This window comes from Dysgonomonas termitidis (genome assembly GCF_042654545.1).
GTDB classification, from domain to species: domain Bacteria; phylum Bacteroidota; class Bacteroidia; order Bacteroidales; family Dysgonomonadaceae; genus Dysgonomonas; species Dysgonomonas termitidis.
Genome location: NZ_JBHSGN010000035.1, coordinates 31,938 through 48,539, shown reverse-complemented (window position 1 = coordinate 48,539; position 16,602 = coordinate 31,938). Strand labels below are relative to the sequence as shown.

At 41.2% G+C, this 16,602-nt stretch carries 11 protein-coding genes and 1 tRNA gene; 5 read left to right on the top strand and 7 right to left on the bottom strand.

Annotated features, from left to right (window positions below; genetic code table 11):
- Window positions 1-608 precede the first annotated feature (608 nt).
- On the top strand, window positions 609-1,901 hold the full coding sequence (gene tyrS, locus ACFO6W_RS04230; protein WP_379994114.1) for a tyrosine--tRNA ligase: 1,293 nt from the start codon (window positions 609-611) through the stop codon (window positions 1,899-1,901).
- Between the two features lie 688 nt (window positions 1,902-2,589).
- Window positions 2,590-2,718 carry a hypothetical protein gene (locus ACFO6W_RS04225; protein ID WP_379994112.1) on the top strand — a complete coding sequence of 43 codons (129 nt, stop codon included), beginning with the start codon at window positions 2,590-2,592 and terminating at the stop codon, window positions 2,716-2,718.
- 239 nt (window positions 2,719-2,957) lie between these two features.
- Here ACFO6W_RS04225 and ACFO6W_RS04220 read toward each other — a convergent pair.
- A tRNA-Arg gene (locus ACFO6W_RS04220) sits at window positions 2,958-3,029 on the bottom strand.
- 85 nt (window positions 3,030-3,114) lie between these two features.
- Window positions 3,115-4,935: an LTA synthase family protein gene (locus ACFO6W_RS04215; protein ID WP_379994111.1), complete on the bottom strand. Its 1,821-nt coding sequence runs from the start codon at window positions 4,933-4,935 to the stop codon at window positions 3,115-3,117.
- 366 nt (window positions 4,936-5,301) lie between these two features.
- Between ACFO6W_RS04215 and ACFO6W_RS04210 the strand changes: the two genes are divergently transcribed.
- Window positions 5,302-5,934 carry an ExbD/TolR family protein gene (locus tag ACFO6W_RS04210; protein WP_379994110.1) on the top strand — a complete coding sequence of 211 codons (633 nt, stop codon included), beginning with the start codon at window positions 5,302-5,304 and terminating at the stop codon, window positions 5,932-5,934.
- Between the two features lie 101 nt (window positions 5,935-6,035).
- Here the strand turns inward: ACFO6W_RS04210 and ACFO6W_RS04205 are convergent, their stop codons facing one another.
- Both ACFO6W_RS04205 and ACFO6W_RS04200 read right to left on the bottom strand, forming a co-directional pair.
- On the bottom strand, window positions 6,036-10,283 hold the full coding sequence (locus tag ACFO6W_RS04205) for an acyl-CoA dehydratase activase (RefSeq protein ID WP_379994109.1): 4,248 nt from the start codon (window positions 10,281-10,283) through the stop codon (window positions 6,036-6,038).
- A gap of 13 nt (window positions 10,284-10,296) precedes the next feature.
- Window positions 10,297-10,938, bottom strand: a complete 642-nt coding sequence (locus tag ACFO6W_RS04200; protein WP_379994108.1) for a TetR/AcrR family transcriptional regulator — start codon at window positions 10,936-10,938, stop codon at window positions 10,297-10,299.
- 233 nt (window positions 10,939-11,171) lie between these two features.
- Here ACFO6W_RS04200 and ACFO6W_RS04195 point away from each other — a divergent pair, with 233 nt between their 5' ends.
- Window positions 11,172-12,071, top strand: coding sequence for an SMP-30/gluconolactonase/LRE family protein (locus tag ACFO6W_RS04195; protein ID WP_379994106.1), 900 nt, complete (start codon window positions 11,172-11,174; stop codon window positions 12,069-12,071).
- Window position 12,072: 1 nt separating this feature from the next.
- Here ACFO6W_RS04195 and kdsB read toward each other — a convergent pair whose 3' ends face one another.
- A complete protein-coding gene (gene kdsB, locus ACFO6W_RS04190) occupies window positions 12,073-12,825 on the bottom strand; it encodes a 3-deoxy-manno-octulosonate cytidylyltransferase (protein WP_379994105.1) in 753 nt (250 codons plus the stop codon).
- A gap of 226 nt (window positions 12,826-13,051) precedes the next feature.
- Window positions 13,052-14,509: a Fe-S cluster assembly protein SufB gene (sufB, locus tag ACFO6W_RS04185; protein ID WP_379994104.1), complete on the bottom strand. Its 1,458-nt coding sequence runs from the start codon at window positions 14,507-14,509 to the stop codon at window positions 13,052-13,054.
- A 302-nt stretch (window positions 14,510-14,811) separates the two neighbouring features.
- Between sufB and trhA the strand changes: the two genes are divergently transcribed.
- Window positions 14,812-15,465 carry a PAQR family membrane homeostasis protein TrhA gene (gene trhA, locus ACFO6W_RS04180; protein WP_379994103.1) on the top strand — a complete coding sequence of 218 codons (654 nt, stop codon included), beginning with the start codon at window positions 14,812-14,814 and terminating at the stop codon, window positions 15,463-15,465.
- 131 nt (window positions 15,466-15,596) lie between these two features.
- On the opposite strand, the gene ACFO6W_RS04175 is transcribed toward trhA, so the two are convergent.
- On the bottom strand, window positions 15,597-16,595 hold the full coding sequence (locus ACFO6W_RS04175; RefSeq protein ID WP_379994101.1) for an aldose epimerase family protein: 999 nt from the start codon (window positions 16,593-16,595) through the stop codon (window positions 15,597-15,599).
- Between the last annotated feature and the right edge of the window lie 7 nt (window positions 16,596-16,602).

The following is a 16,602-nucleotide window of genomic DNA, read 5'->3' as shown; positions in this document are numbered from 1 at the left end:
ATTTAAGAATAACTTTATCTATACCCTGTAAACTGATTGTAATTGCAATCAGTTTACAGGGTTCTTTGATATATTGAACGGGCCGCCTAAATCGTTTTTAAGTTACGGGTTTGCCTCGCCTTGGCTTCGGCGAATGTTATTTTTGCGCCCTGCGGGCAGTTACGGGTTACAAAGTTGACTGGCGTTTTGTTTTGTTTCACGCAAAGACGCAAAGGCGCAAAGTTTTACATCTTACGAGTTGTTGACTGATGACTGTTAACTGATGACTGTAAATACTGTTACCTTTTTTAATAGTTACAAGTTACTTCGCCCTAGGCAGTTACGAGTTACAAGTTGTTAACTGCTATCTGACGAGATGCTTCGTTTCTCTCAGCATGACAAACCACGATACTGTTTACTGATTACTGTTAACTGATATATGTTACCTTTGTTACTTTTTAACAAAAAATCAGTTCTAAGCAGTGAGTAAAAGAGGATTTGTAAATCTTCGAATCTTCAGGTTTCTAATAGGATTGGCACATTAAAATAAAGGTATATGTTTTTTCTTTTCGAAAAAGGTCGTACTTTTGCACACTAACTAAAAAAGTTACAATTAATAAACTAATTCGATGAATTTTGTTGAAGAACTAAGATGGAGAGGTATGATACAGGAGATCATGCCGGGTACGGAAGAACAACTGCAAAAGGAACTTACTTCGGGTTATGTGGGTATCGACCCTACTGCCGATTCGTTGCATATCGGGCACCTTGTGAGTGTGATGATATTGAAACATTTCCAGCGTGCAGGGCATCGTCCTATCGCTCTTGTAGGCGGAGCAACAGGTATGATCGGAGACCCTTCTATGAAGTCGGCCGAACGTAACCTGCTGGACGAAGCTACTCTTCGCCACAATCAGGAATCGATTAAGAAGCAGTTAGCCAAGTTTCTCGATTTCGAGTCTGACAAGCCGAATGCGGCATTGTTGGTAAACAACTATGACTGGATGAAAGACTTCTCATTTCTGAATTTTATCCGCGACATAGGAAAGCACATTACCGTAAACTATATGATGGCCAAGGATTCTGTAAAGAAACGCCTGAGCGGGGAAGCTTCGGAAGGCATGTCGTTTACAGAGTTTTCATATCAACTGATGCAGGCATACGACTATCTCCACTTATACGAAACATTAGGTTGCCGCATTCAAATGGGCGGTTCCGACCAATGGGGAAATATCACCACAGGAACGGAACTTATACGCCGTAAGGCTGCCGGCGAGGCTTTTGCCCTTGTTTGCCCGCTGATAACAAAAGCAGACGGAACTAAGTTCGGCAAGACCGAATCGGGTAACGTATGGCTCGAAAGAAAATATACTTCTCCTTACAAATTCTACCAGTTCTGGCTGAATGTAAGTGATGAAGATGCAGAGAAATATATCAAGATATTCACAGCTCTCAGCAAAGAAGAAATAGAAGCACTGGTTGCAGAACAAAAAACTGCGGCACATTTGCGCCCACTGCAAAAGCGCCTGGCTAAGGAAGTTACTGTTATGGTCCACTCCGAAGAAGATTATGAGCAGGCTGTTGAGGCATCCAATATTTTGTTTGGTAATGCCACTGCCGATGCTTTGAAAAAGCTGGATGAAGAGACATTCCTACAGGTATTTGAAGGTGTTCCGACATTTGACATGTCCAAAGATGAGCTGGCTGCCGGAATTAAAGCTGTAGATTTGCTGACCGAAAGTGCATCTGTATTTCCATCGAAAGGAGAAATGCGCAAAACTGTACAGGCAGGCGGGGTAATGATAAATAAAGAGAAGCTGGAGAACTTCGATGATATCATCAGTCATGCTCATCTAATCGCCGGAAAATATATTATTGCACAAAAAGGAAAGAAAAATTACTTCCTGTTAGTGGCTAAATAAAATTATTATTACTTTTGTAGTCGCAAAAGTAATACTGTCTCATGGTGTAATGGTAGCACTGCAGATTCTGGTTCTGCCTGTCTAGGTTCGAGTCCTAGTGAGACAACGAAATAAGCCATAACTATCAGATAGTTGCGGCTTATTGTTTTTTTGCCTCACTCTTAAAGAATAAAATATAATTCCAGACAGAGAATGTGTTTGAGCCTATCTTCTAATTCGAATATACAATCTTTCTGCGAGTTTTAGCCTCGCCTATGCTTCGGCTAAGTTGTTCCCGTTTCGTCTTTTTATCTTACGGGGCAGCCTATGAAGCGGAGTGCTAAAGCGTTTTTGCTTCCTGCTAGGCAATGCAAAAAGAATAAGCCCGGTAGGGCGCGACGGGTATGAGTTAAAAACTTTCGAAAATAGATAAGGATAGGAGTTATACTGAAAACAATAGAACGTTTTAAGTCGCGAAAGCAGACGCAAAATTCATTTTGATTATGCCGAGTCACGCAAAACGATCAATATAATTGAACGTTTATTATTATTCTGTTAAATTTTTCAATATGGATTTAATTAATCACTTTATCAGTCGATTTATGGGATATGATTATATAATTGCGTAAAGTTTAACACCGAATACGAAAAAATAATATATTCAGACTTAAGAATGATGTTATTTATATTGCTTTAAGTGAAAAACTAGATGAAAAATTCATTTATGAGTATTTTAATATCTTTTATTATTGGAGTTACCGCAGGCATTGTTGCAAATGCGATAAGTAAAGCAAAACTCCAAAAAATTATTGATTCTCCCAATAAAAAACTGAATTAGACCTAAATAATCCGGCTTATCCGACATTTAATAAATGAGGACTTCACTGATATAATAAAGCCCGTGAGGAACAAATCCGGTGTAATTACCGGATTCAGGAGAGGTATCGGAGGCGGGAATCATGTTCATTGGATTGATCGGGAAACTAATGTATTTAAAAATGGAATTCGGAATATCTCTCCTTAAATAAATAAAGCTGCATATCTGATTGATACACAGCCTATCTTTTCAATACTCTGTGACCCTGGCGGGAATCGAACCCACAGCTAAGGAACCGGAATCCTTTATTTTATCCATTAAACTACAGGGCCATTGATTGGCGACACAAAAATATAAAAATATTCTCAGCTTTTATATTATAACTTGTAAAAACAATTCACAAACGAGACTGAAACTTTACCTCTCTCCTAAATCCATATACATATTCTGGAAAAACGCTTTTGCTTTCTTTTCCAATCCCGGATTCCCAGACTGGCGAATAATCTCCTGTCTGTCATTGTCATATGTAAGCGTTCCGGTAGAATCGGTCATACAAAAACCGTTTACATAAGAGTAAAAAGCGAATTTGTTACTATCCGGGTTCATCATATCTGTACTAAATTTAAAATCGGTATATTTCAATTTCAACTGAGAAAGTAAAGTAGCAGCAAGATCATTCTGTGAACCGAAATCGGATACAACTTCCGGTTTCTTCACAGCTCCACCCAGCCAAAGCATAGGTATATGAAATCTTTTAGGATCGCTATTACTCAGCCCTTCGGGATATGACTGCATCGCATGATCCGCGATAAATATAAGTAGTGTATTATTCCATAAATCAGTTGTTTTCAGCCGCTTTACAAAGTCACCCAGGCATTCGTCTGTATATGATACTGCATTCAGAAAAGGCTCTTCAAATTTATACACAGGTACATCAAACGGTTCGTGGCTACTGAGGGTCAGCACCGTCTTCATAAACGGAGTCTCTTGCTTTTTTGTAGTTAAATCTTTATATACCCTGTCTATAAGAAACTTATCAGGCGCACCCCATTTGGTCATACGTTCATTTAACGGAAAGTCCTTATCCGAAACAACTTCTTTTATTCCACACGCCCCTATAAAATAAGACCGCATATTTGCAAAATCAGCATCACCCCCATAATAGAAAGAAAGATTATTATAGCCCTCCTGCTTTAATGTCTTTGGAATAGTAGGCAGATTCTCTGTTTTTTGCGGATACTTCATAATGGCTACTGTTGGATGGGCCGGATAACCACTGAGTACAGAAACCAACCCCCTGTCGGTCCTGAAACTATTTGCATAAAAATTATCAAACAAGATACCCTCTTTTGCAAAACGGCTCATATTAGGTGCAATAACAGAATCCAAAGCCGCTTCAGCAGAGAAACTCTCCAGAATAAACAATATTATGTTGGGCCGGTCGGTATTCAGTAACTGCGGAATACTGTCTGTAGGCGGTTGTGTCATTAACGCATCAAAAATAGCCACTGCTTCCGGATTTTCATAGAACTGGTATTGCGAACCGAAGTTATCCGATTTGAAGAAAGAATACATTAAATTGAACTGAGGATTAATTGCAGCATGATTAAGGAACATGCTATCACTGAAATAGGCCTTCCCCACATTCATTGTAGAAACGGTTACCCCGCCTCGTATTGGTAAGAATAAAGCCGCAGTCAAAACTATCATTATCAGGCAGGCTTTCCATATAGATTTAGGTACGGTCAATTTCAATACCTGCTTACGGATTATGGCTACATAACCAATATATACAATCAGGCTAAACACTATCGCAGCTAAAAATCCGATGATAATTTCGAGAGCAGAAGCGCTTGCAAAAGTTTCCTTCGGTTTTTGTAAATAAAGGAATACTGTGGAATCGAAATGGAAACCCCAATACGGATATATAATAAGGTCAACCACTGCTATAATTACTACCAGTGAAAGAATTATCCCAAAATACACATTCAATACCCAGGCTATGAATTTAGGTTTGATCCAGATAGAAAAAATAAGCATAAGTGCAGGAATGGCCGTAAGGTATCCGCTCATAGACATATCGAGCGGTAAGCCATGATACAGCACTTGAAATATTTCAGAAGATGTGATTCCTCCTGCGGTAGCAGAATACATCAACATAAAAGCCAGCTTCTCTAAACAAAATATAAATATAAAATATACAAATATAGCGACAAGAAGTAATATCCTATTTTTCATTAGTTTAGGTTATATAATTATATATTATTGTTAAAGTTAGCTGATAATTGCACGCTACCCGATAGTTAAAAAAAAGTTACAAAAGTTACACTTTTTTCTCTATTCTTACCACTGTCACGCTTATCTCTGGTTATTAAATTATTCGACCTTATATTGAAGAATACAATTAGTACCTCCTATATAGATAAAGATTTCCTATATACGTTACAAACGGCTTTACTTCCCGTCTAAAAAGTTGTTATTGACCGCTTACAAAACACAAAGATAAAATTTATCGGAAAAAAGTACGATCCTTTTATGAAATTTCAACACAATATTGCTCTATTAAGTAAAAATAGAAGTTCAATCTTTAAAAAATCAAATATTATGGCTAATATAGATACAAACAGCAGAGGAAATGATAAGAAAGGAAAACCTCAACGGAGAACTTTAAGGGTGGATTTCACCCCGATGGTGGATATGAATATGCTCCTTATTACATTTTTCATGTTTTGCACCACCCTCAGCATACCACAAGTAATGGATATCGCGATGCCTGCAAAAAAAGGGGAGATAAAAATACCCGGATCAAAATCTGTTACCGTTATCCTGGGCGAACAGGACAAGATCTACTATTATGCAGACGTTGCCAATTACGATGACTATACATCGCTGAAAGAAACCGATTATAAAGGTTTACGTCAGATGCTTCTGGAACGGAACAGCTTTGTTGCATCCAAAATCCAGGATTTGAAAAGGAAGTATTACAGAAAAGAAATAAACGAAAATCAGCTGAAAAGCCTGATCTCTGAAGCAAAGAAATCTGATGAAGGACTGAATGTCGTTATCAAGGCAACTAAGGACTCTAATTATAAAAACCTTGTTGATGCCCTCGACGAGATGCAGATATGCGGGGTGGATAAATACACTATCGTAGACCTGCAAGAAGGAGATAGCTTCCTGATGGAAAACCTGAAACAAAAGGGAGCGCTGACCGCAATGGCCGAGAGACCAAAATAATTAATGAGACAATATGCCAATGTGCCAATGTCTTATTGTCGCTTGCGTCATTGGCACATTGGCATATTAGCACATTAAATTATTGACACATTATTTTCCTTCTAAATCATAAAGTGCAGGCGGTTCTGTAAGTTCACTTCAGCTATACCGCCATCAATATCCAGATACAGTATATTCATATTCGGATAAATTTCCTTTATACGCTTTTCCACTCCTTTGGCTACAATATGATTCGCAATACAACCGAATGGCTGCAAACACACCACTTTATTCACTCCCTTGCGGGCATAATGGGCAATCTCGCCCGGTATCAACCAGCCTTCTCCAAACTGATTGGAAAGATTCAGCACTTCGGATGCCGCTTCCGCTTTAGCGTATATAGATTCTGAGGCTTCATAGAATTTGAATTTGCCCAGTATTTTTTCCGATTTTCTCACCTTGCCGTTTATATACCACCAGATCAGTGGTTTCAACGTTTTTGAGAAAATAGTTTCCTCAGCCAATCCATTCTCTACATTCACCTTACTGTTCACAAAGAACTGCATCAGGAAGTCGAGAAGCGGAGGTGTGGAAACTTCTACATTCTTAGAGCGAAGCCACTCCGATATATTTGCCTGCGCGTAATTATTATACTTCACAAAGATTTCCCCGATAAGGCCTACTTTCGAATATTCCTTATCATAAATCGCCACATTATTGAAATCCTCAACAGCTTCTTTCAGCAGGCGGAACAACGTCTTCACATCTTTTGCCCGGACCGCATCTATACCTCTTTCAATATAGAAATCAAATACTTCCTGTGAAGATCCTTCTTTCTTTTCGCGAACAGATATAGATCCATGCATCTGTTGCAAACCGTCGCCATAGAGCACTAATGGTACAGCCAGTTTAGCTATCTTTTTCCATTCAAGGGTAAATTCGCTTTCTCCGTTCTGATAGGTATCTCCCGAACTTAAAGCGATGACAGGAATATCATTAAACCCGGCATTTTGCAGTCCGGTCTTGATTTGCGCTATATAATTAGTCGCACGGCATTGCCCTCCGGTTTGGGTTATTGCCAGAACAACATCCTTTACATCGTAATTCCCGGATTGCAGGGTGCTGATGATATCCCCCAGAACAAGGGTGGAAGGATAACAAACTTCATTATTGCCATACATCAAACCCAGGTCGGCGGATAGTTTATTCGATTTAGGCAGATTTTCTACCTTTAATCCTAATATTTCACCCAATGCAGGAGCAAACGGAGATATAAAATCACATAGCCATGGGATAAGGATTGTCTTGTTCCCATCCTTCGCCTTTTTGTAAGGAACAGAATAGCCCTTGTATCCCTCCGTGGCAGTTACATCAAAAGACTTCACGGCTTTCAGCGATTCTACCAGGGAACGGAGACGCAAACGGATAGAACCCGGACTGGCAATTTCATCTATCCGAAGCACTGTTATATTTTTACCAACAGCCTTCAGTATATCCCGTGTCTCATCCATAAAGAATGAATCGGGGCCACAACCGAACGAATTCAGCTGTATCAATTGTACATTCTGCGGTAATTTCGCTACTTCCATAGCAGCCTGTACCACGCGGTTAGGATATGACCACTGGGATATGATATTCAGCTTCCCGAAACCATGACTTTCGGGCTTGCGAAAAACATCATCCGTCAGTACGATAACCCCGAGGTCGGAGAGTATTTGTCCTACTTTCTGATGTATCAGGGGGTCCGTATGATACGGCCTGCCCGCTACCACGAAGACCAGTTCTCCAGTTTCAAGAGCCTTGTCCAGAAGTTCTTTCTGGTAGCCATACAATTCCTGTTTCAATCCGGTCTTTACTTCCATGGCTTTTAGGAAGGCTTTTTCAAAAACAGATCTGGATACACCTAGACCTGACAAATAATTGTAACAACCTTTAGCCAGAGCTTTATCTTTACTGAAAGTGATCACAGGCTCATCGAATGGGATACCATGACGGCCCGAAGGATCAATTGAGCTTTGAATCACATCCGGATAACCGCTGACAACAGGACAGTTGAATGAATTGGAGGCCTGTCCGAATTCCTTTTCTTCCTTTGGTACTATCGGATAAAATATCCTGTCCACTTTCTGTTCTATCAAAGCAAGTATATGACCGTGCACCAGTTTGGCAGGGAAGCATATGTTATCGGACATCACACCTCCTACCCCTTTCTGATAAAGTGGAAATGTAGATTCGGGCGATAAACGTACATTAAATCCGCACTCTGATAACAATGTATGCCAGAACGGATAATTGTCGAACATATTCAGTACACGCGGAATACCTATGGTCTTTCCTTTTTCTATATTGCCTGCATTAACCGGACGTGCGAAAAGTATCTCGTTTTTCTTGTCAAAGGCATTGTAACCTTCTTTCCGGTCATTGCTCCTGTTGTAAAATACTTTCTCACACTTGTTGCCTGCATAACTGATATTTCCGTTATTGAATTTGAAACGAAGTACCGAGCAGAGATTTGTACAACCTTTACAGGTTAATTCTTTCGAGTCTATCGAGTTTACATCGAACAGAGCCTCCTCCCCTGCAAAAGCCGTTTGGGCATGGCCTTTCTGCCACAAGCGTTGAGAATAGAGCGCGGCACCCAAAGCGCCCATCAGTTCGGGATGATCGGTAGAGCTTACTGTTTTACCCGACAACAATTCCAGTGCACGGTAAACAGCATCGTTGCGGAATGTTCCGCCCTGCACTACAATATGATCGCCCAACTGGTTCAGATTGGATATTTTCAATACTTTAAACAGGCAATTCTTTACCACCGAATAAGCCAGTCCCGCAGCGATATCATCATTTCCTGCATTCTCGCGAAGCGACTGCTTCACCTTCGAGTTCATAAAGACTGTGCAGCGTGATCCCAAATCGCTCGGATATCTGGCAAGGCAGGCAGCACGGGTAAAATCTGCCAACTCCATATTCATTGTGGTCGCAAAATTCTGCAGGAATGAACCGCAACCGGCCGAACATGCTTCGTTCAGTTCTATATTTGATATCAGCCCGTTACTGATAAATATCGATTTTATATCCTGACCGCCGATATCGAGGACAAACGATACATCAGGGTCCACATACTGTGCTCCGGAAAGATGGGCAATAGTCTCCACTATGCCATAATCAAGCCCGAGTGCAGACTTCATCAGGTCTTCACCATACCCGGTAGCTGCGGAAGATAGGAATTTAACCGTAACACCTTTTTCTTCAGCTTCTTTATAGAACAACTCCAACCCTTCCATCACTTTCTTGAGAGGGTTACCTTCGTTATTTCCGTAAAATTTATAGATAATATTCGCATCAGTATCCATTATTACAACTTTCGAGGTTGTGGAACCTGAGTCTATACCTAAGAAGCATTCTACATACTTTTCGTCACCCAATGCTTTAAACTGCAAAGCCTTTACATTGCGGTTAGCGTCCCATTCTATATACTCCAGTTCGTCTTTGAACAGAGCCGGTAATGCCTCACTGTGGTTGGACGATGTGGACTCGTTCAGTTTTTCTATCAGACTGTTCAGGTCAAAAGCCTTCACACCGTCTTCTTCATATAAGGCTGCACCCCAGGCAGGGAAATATTCCCCATTCTCAGGTACAATAATATCCGTAGTTTCAATCTTTAATACGTCGCGGAAAGAATTTCGAAGTGCAGGGATAAATGTCAACGGCCCGCCGATACAGATCACTTTGGGCACAACATCACATCCACGGGAAAGAGTCGTAACCGACTGCAAGGCCACGGCATGCAAAATAGAAGCGGAAATATCCGAAACAGGTATATTACGACTTATCAGGTTCTGCACATCTGTTTTAGCAAAAACACCGCAACGGGATGCAATAGGGTATATTTTATCATAAGTCAAAGCCTTTTCGCCCAGTTCATTTACCGGTATGTTCATCAGACTGGCCATCTGGTCGATAAAAGCGCCTGTACCTCCGGCACAACTTCCATTCATACGGATATCCGGATGACGGCCTTCACTAAAGAACACCATCTTGGCGTCTTCTCCACCCAAATCGATGAGCGTATGGGCGGCAGGATAAACATTCTTTACTACCTCAACAGCTGCAACTACTTCCTGTACAAACGGTATTCCTACACGCTCTCCGATACCCATACCGGCAGAGCCTGAGATATTGATATTGAATGCGGTACCGGGATATAATTCAACTACCTTTTGCAGTTCAGCTACAAGAGTTTGTTGTATATTAGCCTGGTGGCGACAATAGGACTTGTGTATAATTTGCTTATTATTATCCAAAACGACAATCTTCACAGTTGTCGAACCTACGTCAACTCCCATTTTATATTGTTGTCTTTTATTCATATTATAATGTAGTTTAGTTTTTTTTGAACTCTCCATCGCACGGTTTCAATGCGTTTATCGTAAATTCTATTACGTATTTCTCATGATTGGCAATCAGCTCATCATATATATTCCGGGGAATTTCCATCAATGTCATAGCCAGATTTCCAAACATAAAAGGGAACATACACAGCGATAATATATTCAGTAAAAAATCGGCGGCCGGAGTCTCTCTTATCGTACCTTTTTTGATCTCTTCTTCTATGCGTTCCTCAACCTTACTGAAAGATATATATGGATTACGGGCTTTAATCCGATTAGTCAGACCGGCCGGATTAAGGCTTACTTCATTCAGTATAAACGCCGCGATTTGCGGATATTCGAAAAGGATTTCATAGTAGGTATGAATCCATGTTTCTATTAATTCAAAAAAAGGAAGGTCGGATGTCACCGTCTCAAATATTCTTTTAGTGAATACATCGAGGGCATCTTCAAATATGATCTCAAATAAATTATACTTCGATTGGAAGTAATAATTTACCATGGCCACATTTGTGCCCGATGCTTTCGCTATATCCCTGACACTGGTTCCCTTAAAGCCGTTTTTGATAAAAAGCACTTGTGCTTCTTTCAGGATACGTTTCCTTACTTCCGAAGAATCTTCATTATTAAACATGTGTTCTAAACGATCGTTTAATCGCAAAAATAAAAAAGATTATCGGACTAAACAAGTGTTTAAGTATTCAATAGTATTTTAATACAATAATTTACACCTTAAAAATCGTCATATTCATTACTTATTCAAATGACAGGTAACAACTCTTTCTCCATCTTCTATCTATTATTCCAAGAAAAATGACTTAATTGCAACAGATATTACATTTCAGCATCTGAGAATATTTACCAAGTATGATAACAAGTAAAACCGTCCTTCTCCTCTTACTCATTTCATTCGGTTCTTCGGCCTTTGCCCAGAAGCCGAAGACACTCATTGCCCCTGAAGCAAAAGCAGAGAAACTGGCCGATGGCTTCAGCTTTACCGAAGGGCCTGCCGTAGATAAAAAAGGAAATATATATTTCACAGACCAGCCAAACGACAAGATCCTAATATGGTCGACAGATGGCCGGCTATCCACATTCATGGAAAATACCGGACGGGCAAATGGCCTTTATTTCGACCGGAACGGAAATCTGCTTTCGTGCTCCGATATGGATAATGAATTATGGAGCATCGATATGAATGGCAATCACACGGTTCTGGTCGCTGACTTCAATGGTTATAAACTAAATGGCCCGAACGACCTATGGGTGCACCCCGCCGGCGGCATCTATTTTACCGATCCTCTGTATAAGCGCGATTACTGGACCAGGAACCCCGGAATGCAGCAGGAGGGTGAATATGTGTATTTCCTTTCTCCCGATCGCGACAGTGTAATAAAGGTTGCCACAGATTTGAAAAAGCCAAACGGAATAATCGGCACTCCTGACGGGAAACAATTATATATTGCTGATATCGGGGCAAATAAAACATATGTTTATGACATCCTTCCCGATGGTTCTCTTGCAAATAAGAAACTCTTCACTTCGTTAGGTTCGGATGGAATGACCATAGACAGAGAAGGGAATATTTACCTGACTGGGCAGGGTGTCACAGTCTTCAACCCTGAAGGAAAACAGATAGAACATATTCCTGTGGAAGCAAACTGGACAGCAAACGTCTGTTTCGGAGGCAAGGATATGAAAACCCTCTTTATTACGGCCTCCCGGTATTTATATAGTTTGCGGATGAATGTAAAGGGCGTCAGATAGCTCATCCCCTGTTATGAAGGAAAGCCAGCGCTTTCTCCATGTCTTCCGGCGTATCTATGCCGATGGTCTCCACATCTGTATATCCCACACGAATGCGATATCCGTTTTCTATCCAGCGAAGCTGCTCCAACGATTCCGCTTTCTCTAATGAAGATTGGGGCAATCCGGTTATTTCATTCAGAATATCGGAGCGGTAAGCATACATACCAATGTGCTTATAAAAAGTATGCCTACCCGGCCATTCGGTATGATGTACGTCCCGGATATAAGGAACAATGGAACGGCTGAAGTAGATCGCTTCATCCATCTTATTTATAACTACTTTAGGCGAATTGGGATTAAACAGCACATCGAAACCATCTTCCTTTTTAAATGGTTTTACCAAAGTTGCCAGTTCAACCTCTTTACTATCGAAGCAGTTTTTAAGCGCTTCAATCTGTCCGGGCTGAATAAACGGCTCATCACCTTGCACATTGATTATCACATCAAACCCTCCGCCTATTTTAGCATACGCCTCTTGTATCCGGTCCGTACCGCTTTTATGATCCGGTGATGTCATTACGGCTTTGCCTCCGAAAGATTCCACCGTTTCGAAAATACGCGAATCGTCCGTAGCCACCCATACATCTTCAACAGCCTTCTTTACCTGCTCGTAGACACGTTGTATCATCGGTTTCCCGCCCATATCGGCGAGAGGTTTTCCCGGAAAGCGGGTAGAGGCGTAGCGCGCGGGAATAATAGCTATAAATTTCATATTGAATTTATCATATAATAATATACAAATTTAAGAAATAAACTTGTTATTAATTACCAATAAGAATCTGTAAAATATTATTTACTGCCTCTTGATAAAATAGCAGCATTCCGTATGTATAGATAAAGTTATCCCTGAAAAATACATTTCATAGAATATTCTCCACAAAAAAAAGACAGCCATATCAGCTGTCTCTTATATTTAGATTCCGTAGAATAATATCAGTTTATCCCACGCTGCCTTCCAGGCTTATCTGCAATAGCTTTTGGGCTTCTACTGCAAACTCCATAGGCAGGTTTTGCATCACTTCTTTTGCATATCCGTTTACAATCAGCCCGACAGCTTCTTCTGTCCCGATACCTCGTTGATTACAGTATAATATCTGGTCTTCACTGATCTTCGACGTTGTAGCCTCATGCTCGATAATTGCGCTTGGATTGGCAATATCCGAGTATGGGAATGTATGGGCACCGCATTTATCGCCCAGCAATAAGCTGTCGCATTGTGAGTGGTTACGGGCGCCTTCCGCTTTCGGAGATACCTTTACCAGTCCACGATACGAATTCTGGCTTTGCCCTGCCGAAATACCTTTCGATACGATACGGCTCCGGGTATTCTTACCTATATGAATCATTTTCGTTCCTGTATCGGCCTGCTGAAAATTGTTCGTTACGGCTACCGAATAGAACTCACCGATGGAATCATCCCCCGCAAGGATACATGAAGGATATTTCCATGTTACGGCCGAGCCGGTTTCCACCTGCGTCCACGATATCTTAGAACCACGGCCTTTACAAACACCCCGTTTAGTAACGAAGTTGTAAATACCACCTTTGCCTTCCTTATCGCCCGGATACCAGTTCTGCACAGTCGAGTATTTCACTTCGGCATGGTCGAGAGCGATAATCTCCACAATAGCCGCATGTAGCTGGTTTTCGTCACGCATAGGTGCTGTACAGCCTTCGAGGTAACTCACATACGAATCATCGTCGGCAACAATCAGCGTGCGTTCAAACTGGCCCGTATTAGCAGCATTGATGCGGAAATATGTCGACAACTCCATCGGGCAGCGGACGCCTTTGGGAATATACACGAACGACCCGTCGCTGAATACGGCCGAATTGAGTGTCGCGAAAAAATTATCACGATATGGTACTACTGACCCGAGGTATTTCTTCACCAGCTCGGGATGTTCCTGCACTGCTTCACTGAACGAGCAGAATATAATCCCTTTTTCGCCCAATACTTCTTTGAATGTGGTTTTTACAGAAACACTATCCACTACCGCATCTACAGCCATACCCGTTACACCTGCGAGTATTTCACGTTCGTGAAGAGGAACCCCCAGTTTGTCGAATGTCTTCAACAGTTCGGGATCTACCTCATCGAGGCTCTTCGGACCGTCTTTCTTTTTCGGCGCGGCAAAGTAGCTGATGCTTTGGTAATCTATCGGAGGAATATTCAGGTGTGCCCAATCAGGCATGTCCATTGTCAGCCAGTGACGGTATGCTTTCAGGCGGAATTCTAGCAGCCATGTGGGCTCGTTCTTCTTTGCCGAAATCAGACGGACAACGTCCTCATTGAGTCCTACCGGAATAACCTCTGTTTCTATGTCTGTTACAAATCCGTATTTATAATCACCGGAGGTAACATCTTCTAAAATCTTATCTTGAGTTTCTTGCATGAGTAATTTATTGTTAAGCCCATAGTCCGGCTATCGGGCTGTTAGCTCTTTCAGTTTGCAAAGATACGATATTCCACGCACTTAAAATACATATATAAATATTTTGCATCACTCATAGAACAGATATAACAGGCTTTTGTTTATCCTTTTTCATTTTTATAAGGACTCCTCCGTTTTTTGTATAATATTATTAAAGCAGGCAGGCAAAGGTATTAAAAACTTATTTTTATTTATTCCGGTATAATTCTGACAACTTCTTAGAAACTTTATCCGTACTTTTGTATTCTGTAATCCAAGACAAAGTGGAGAGAAGTAAATTCTATACAAAAGAGGAAGAAATAGCCAACAGCATGTCACATGCGATAGGTATTCTGCTCGGTATCACCGGCGGATATATCCTCCTTGCCGCAGCCATCGAAAACGGTAGCGGGTGGGCTATCGGCGGCGTTATCATTTACCTTTCCGGCATGATGGCATCATACATCACATCTACATGGTATCATGGCTGTAAACACGGCAAAAGAAAAAGTATGCTCCGCAAATGCGACCATGCAGCTATCTACCTGCACATAGCCGGCACATATGTTCCATTCACTCTCCTGGTACTGCGCAATGAGGGCGCATGGGGATGGTCGCTTTTTATTTTCATCTGGTTAGCTGCTATAGCCGGACTGATACTTAGCTTTGCCAGACTAAAAGACCATAGCAACCTCGAAACCATCTGTTTTGTATTAATGGGTTGCGCCATACTCGTAGCTTTCAAACCTCTGGCAGACGTATTATCTGCCGACGGACGCATCGAATCCTTTTATCTGCTTATAGCAGGAGGGGTTTCCTACATCGTTGGCGCACTGTTTTATTCCTGGACAAAGAAGAAATACATGCACACTGTTTTCCATTTCTTTGTATTGGGAGGAAGCGCCTGCCATATGATTGCAGTCTATCTCCTGTTGTAAAAAGTATCCCTTTTTGCAGTTAAAAACGCTTGTCTTATTTACCCGTAACTGAGCGAAGGGCATATATGATCCGGATAATCCGCCCGGAAAGGAATATGTATCCACATCCGGGAATTGAAAGGAACATCCTGTTACCGAAAATGATACCTGACCATATCTGTTTGTTCTTCAAATGGTTTTAATATATTGGAAACAAAATATGGATGATTTACACCATCCGGATAATACTGAGCTTCGATGCACAACCCTCCCATCGGCATGAACCTGCCCGACAGGAAATCGCCTGTATAGAGCATAATTCCGGGCATAGTTGTATATACATCCATTTGCCGGCCCGACACTTGGCTACTCACAGTAGCGAAAGGATCGACCATACCCCTTTTCTCCTTTATATAGAAAGCATTATACCCTTTCAGGTTGTCGTTCTTCGCTTTCATTTTTTCTCTTATAATACCAGGCAGGCGAAAGTCAAAGGCGGAGCCGTCTACAGCAAGAATCTTTCCTGTAGGCAAAAAAGTATTATCCATTTCGAGGATGTTGCCTGTATCTATTCGTAACTTATGGGCAGATACATCTCCTTCTGCTGTACTATCCAGATTAAAGTAACTATGATTGGTAAAACTCACAGGAGTAGCCTTATCCGAAACAGCCCTGTAAACTATATCCAACTCATTATCTTCGGAAAAAGCATATATGACGGATAACCTGAGATTTCCGGGAAAACCGCCTTCCCCATCACTGCTTTCGGAGATAAACTCAACCTTATCTCCCATAATATTGCAGTCAAACACTTTCTTATTCAGCCCATTAAAGCCCCCATGATTGGAATTCATACCGTCATTTTTATCTACATGATATGTCTTTCCGTTCAATGGGAATCGAGCCTTTGATATACGATTAGCATAACGTCCTACAGTGCATCCAATATAAAACTCATCCGTGAAATAATCCGTGATATCATCATATTTCAAAACAACATTCCCTAACAAGCCGTCCTTGCCGGGTACGACAACCGAAACAATTGTAGCGCCATAATTCATTACTTCAACATAAGCCCCTGAAGAGTTCGTTATACGAAACAACTTAACCTCTTTACCCTGATTTATAATTGGCTTTTGTCTTGCTACCATAATCATA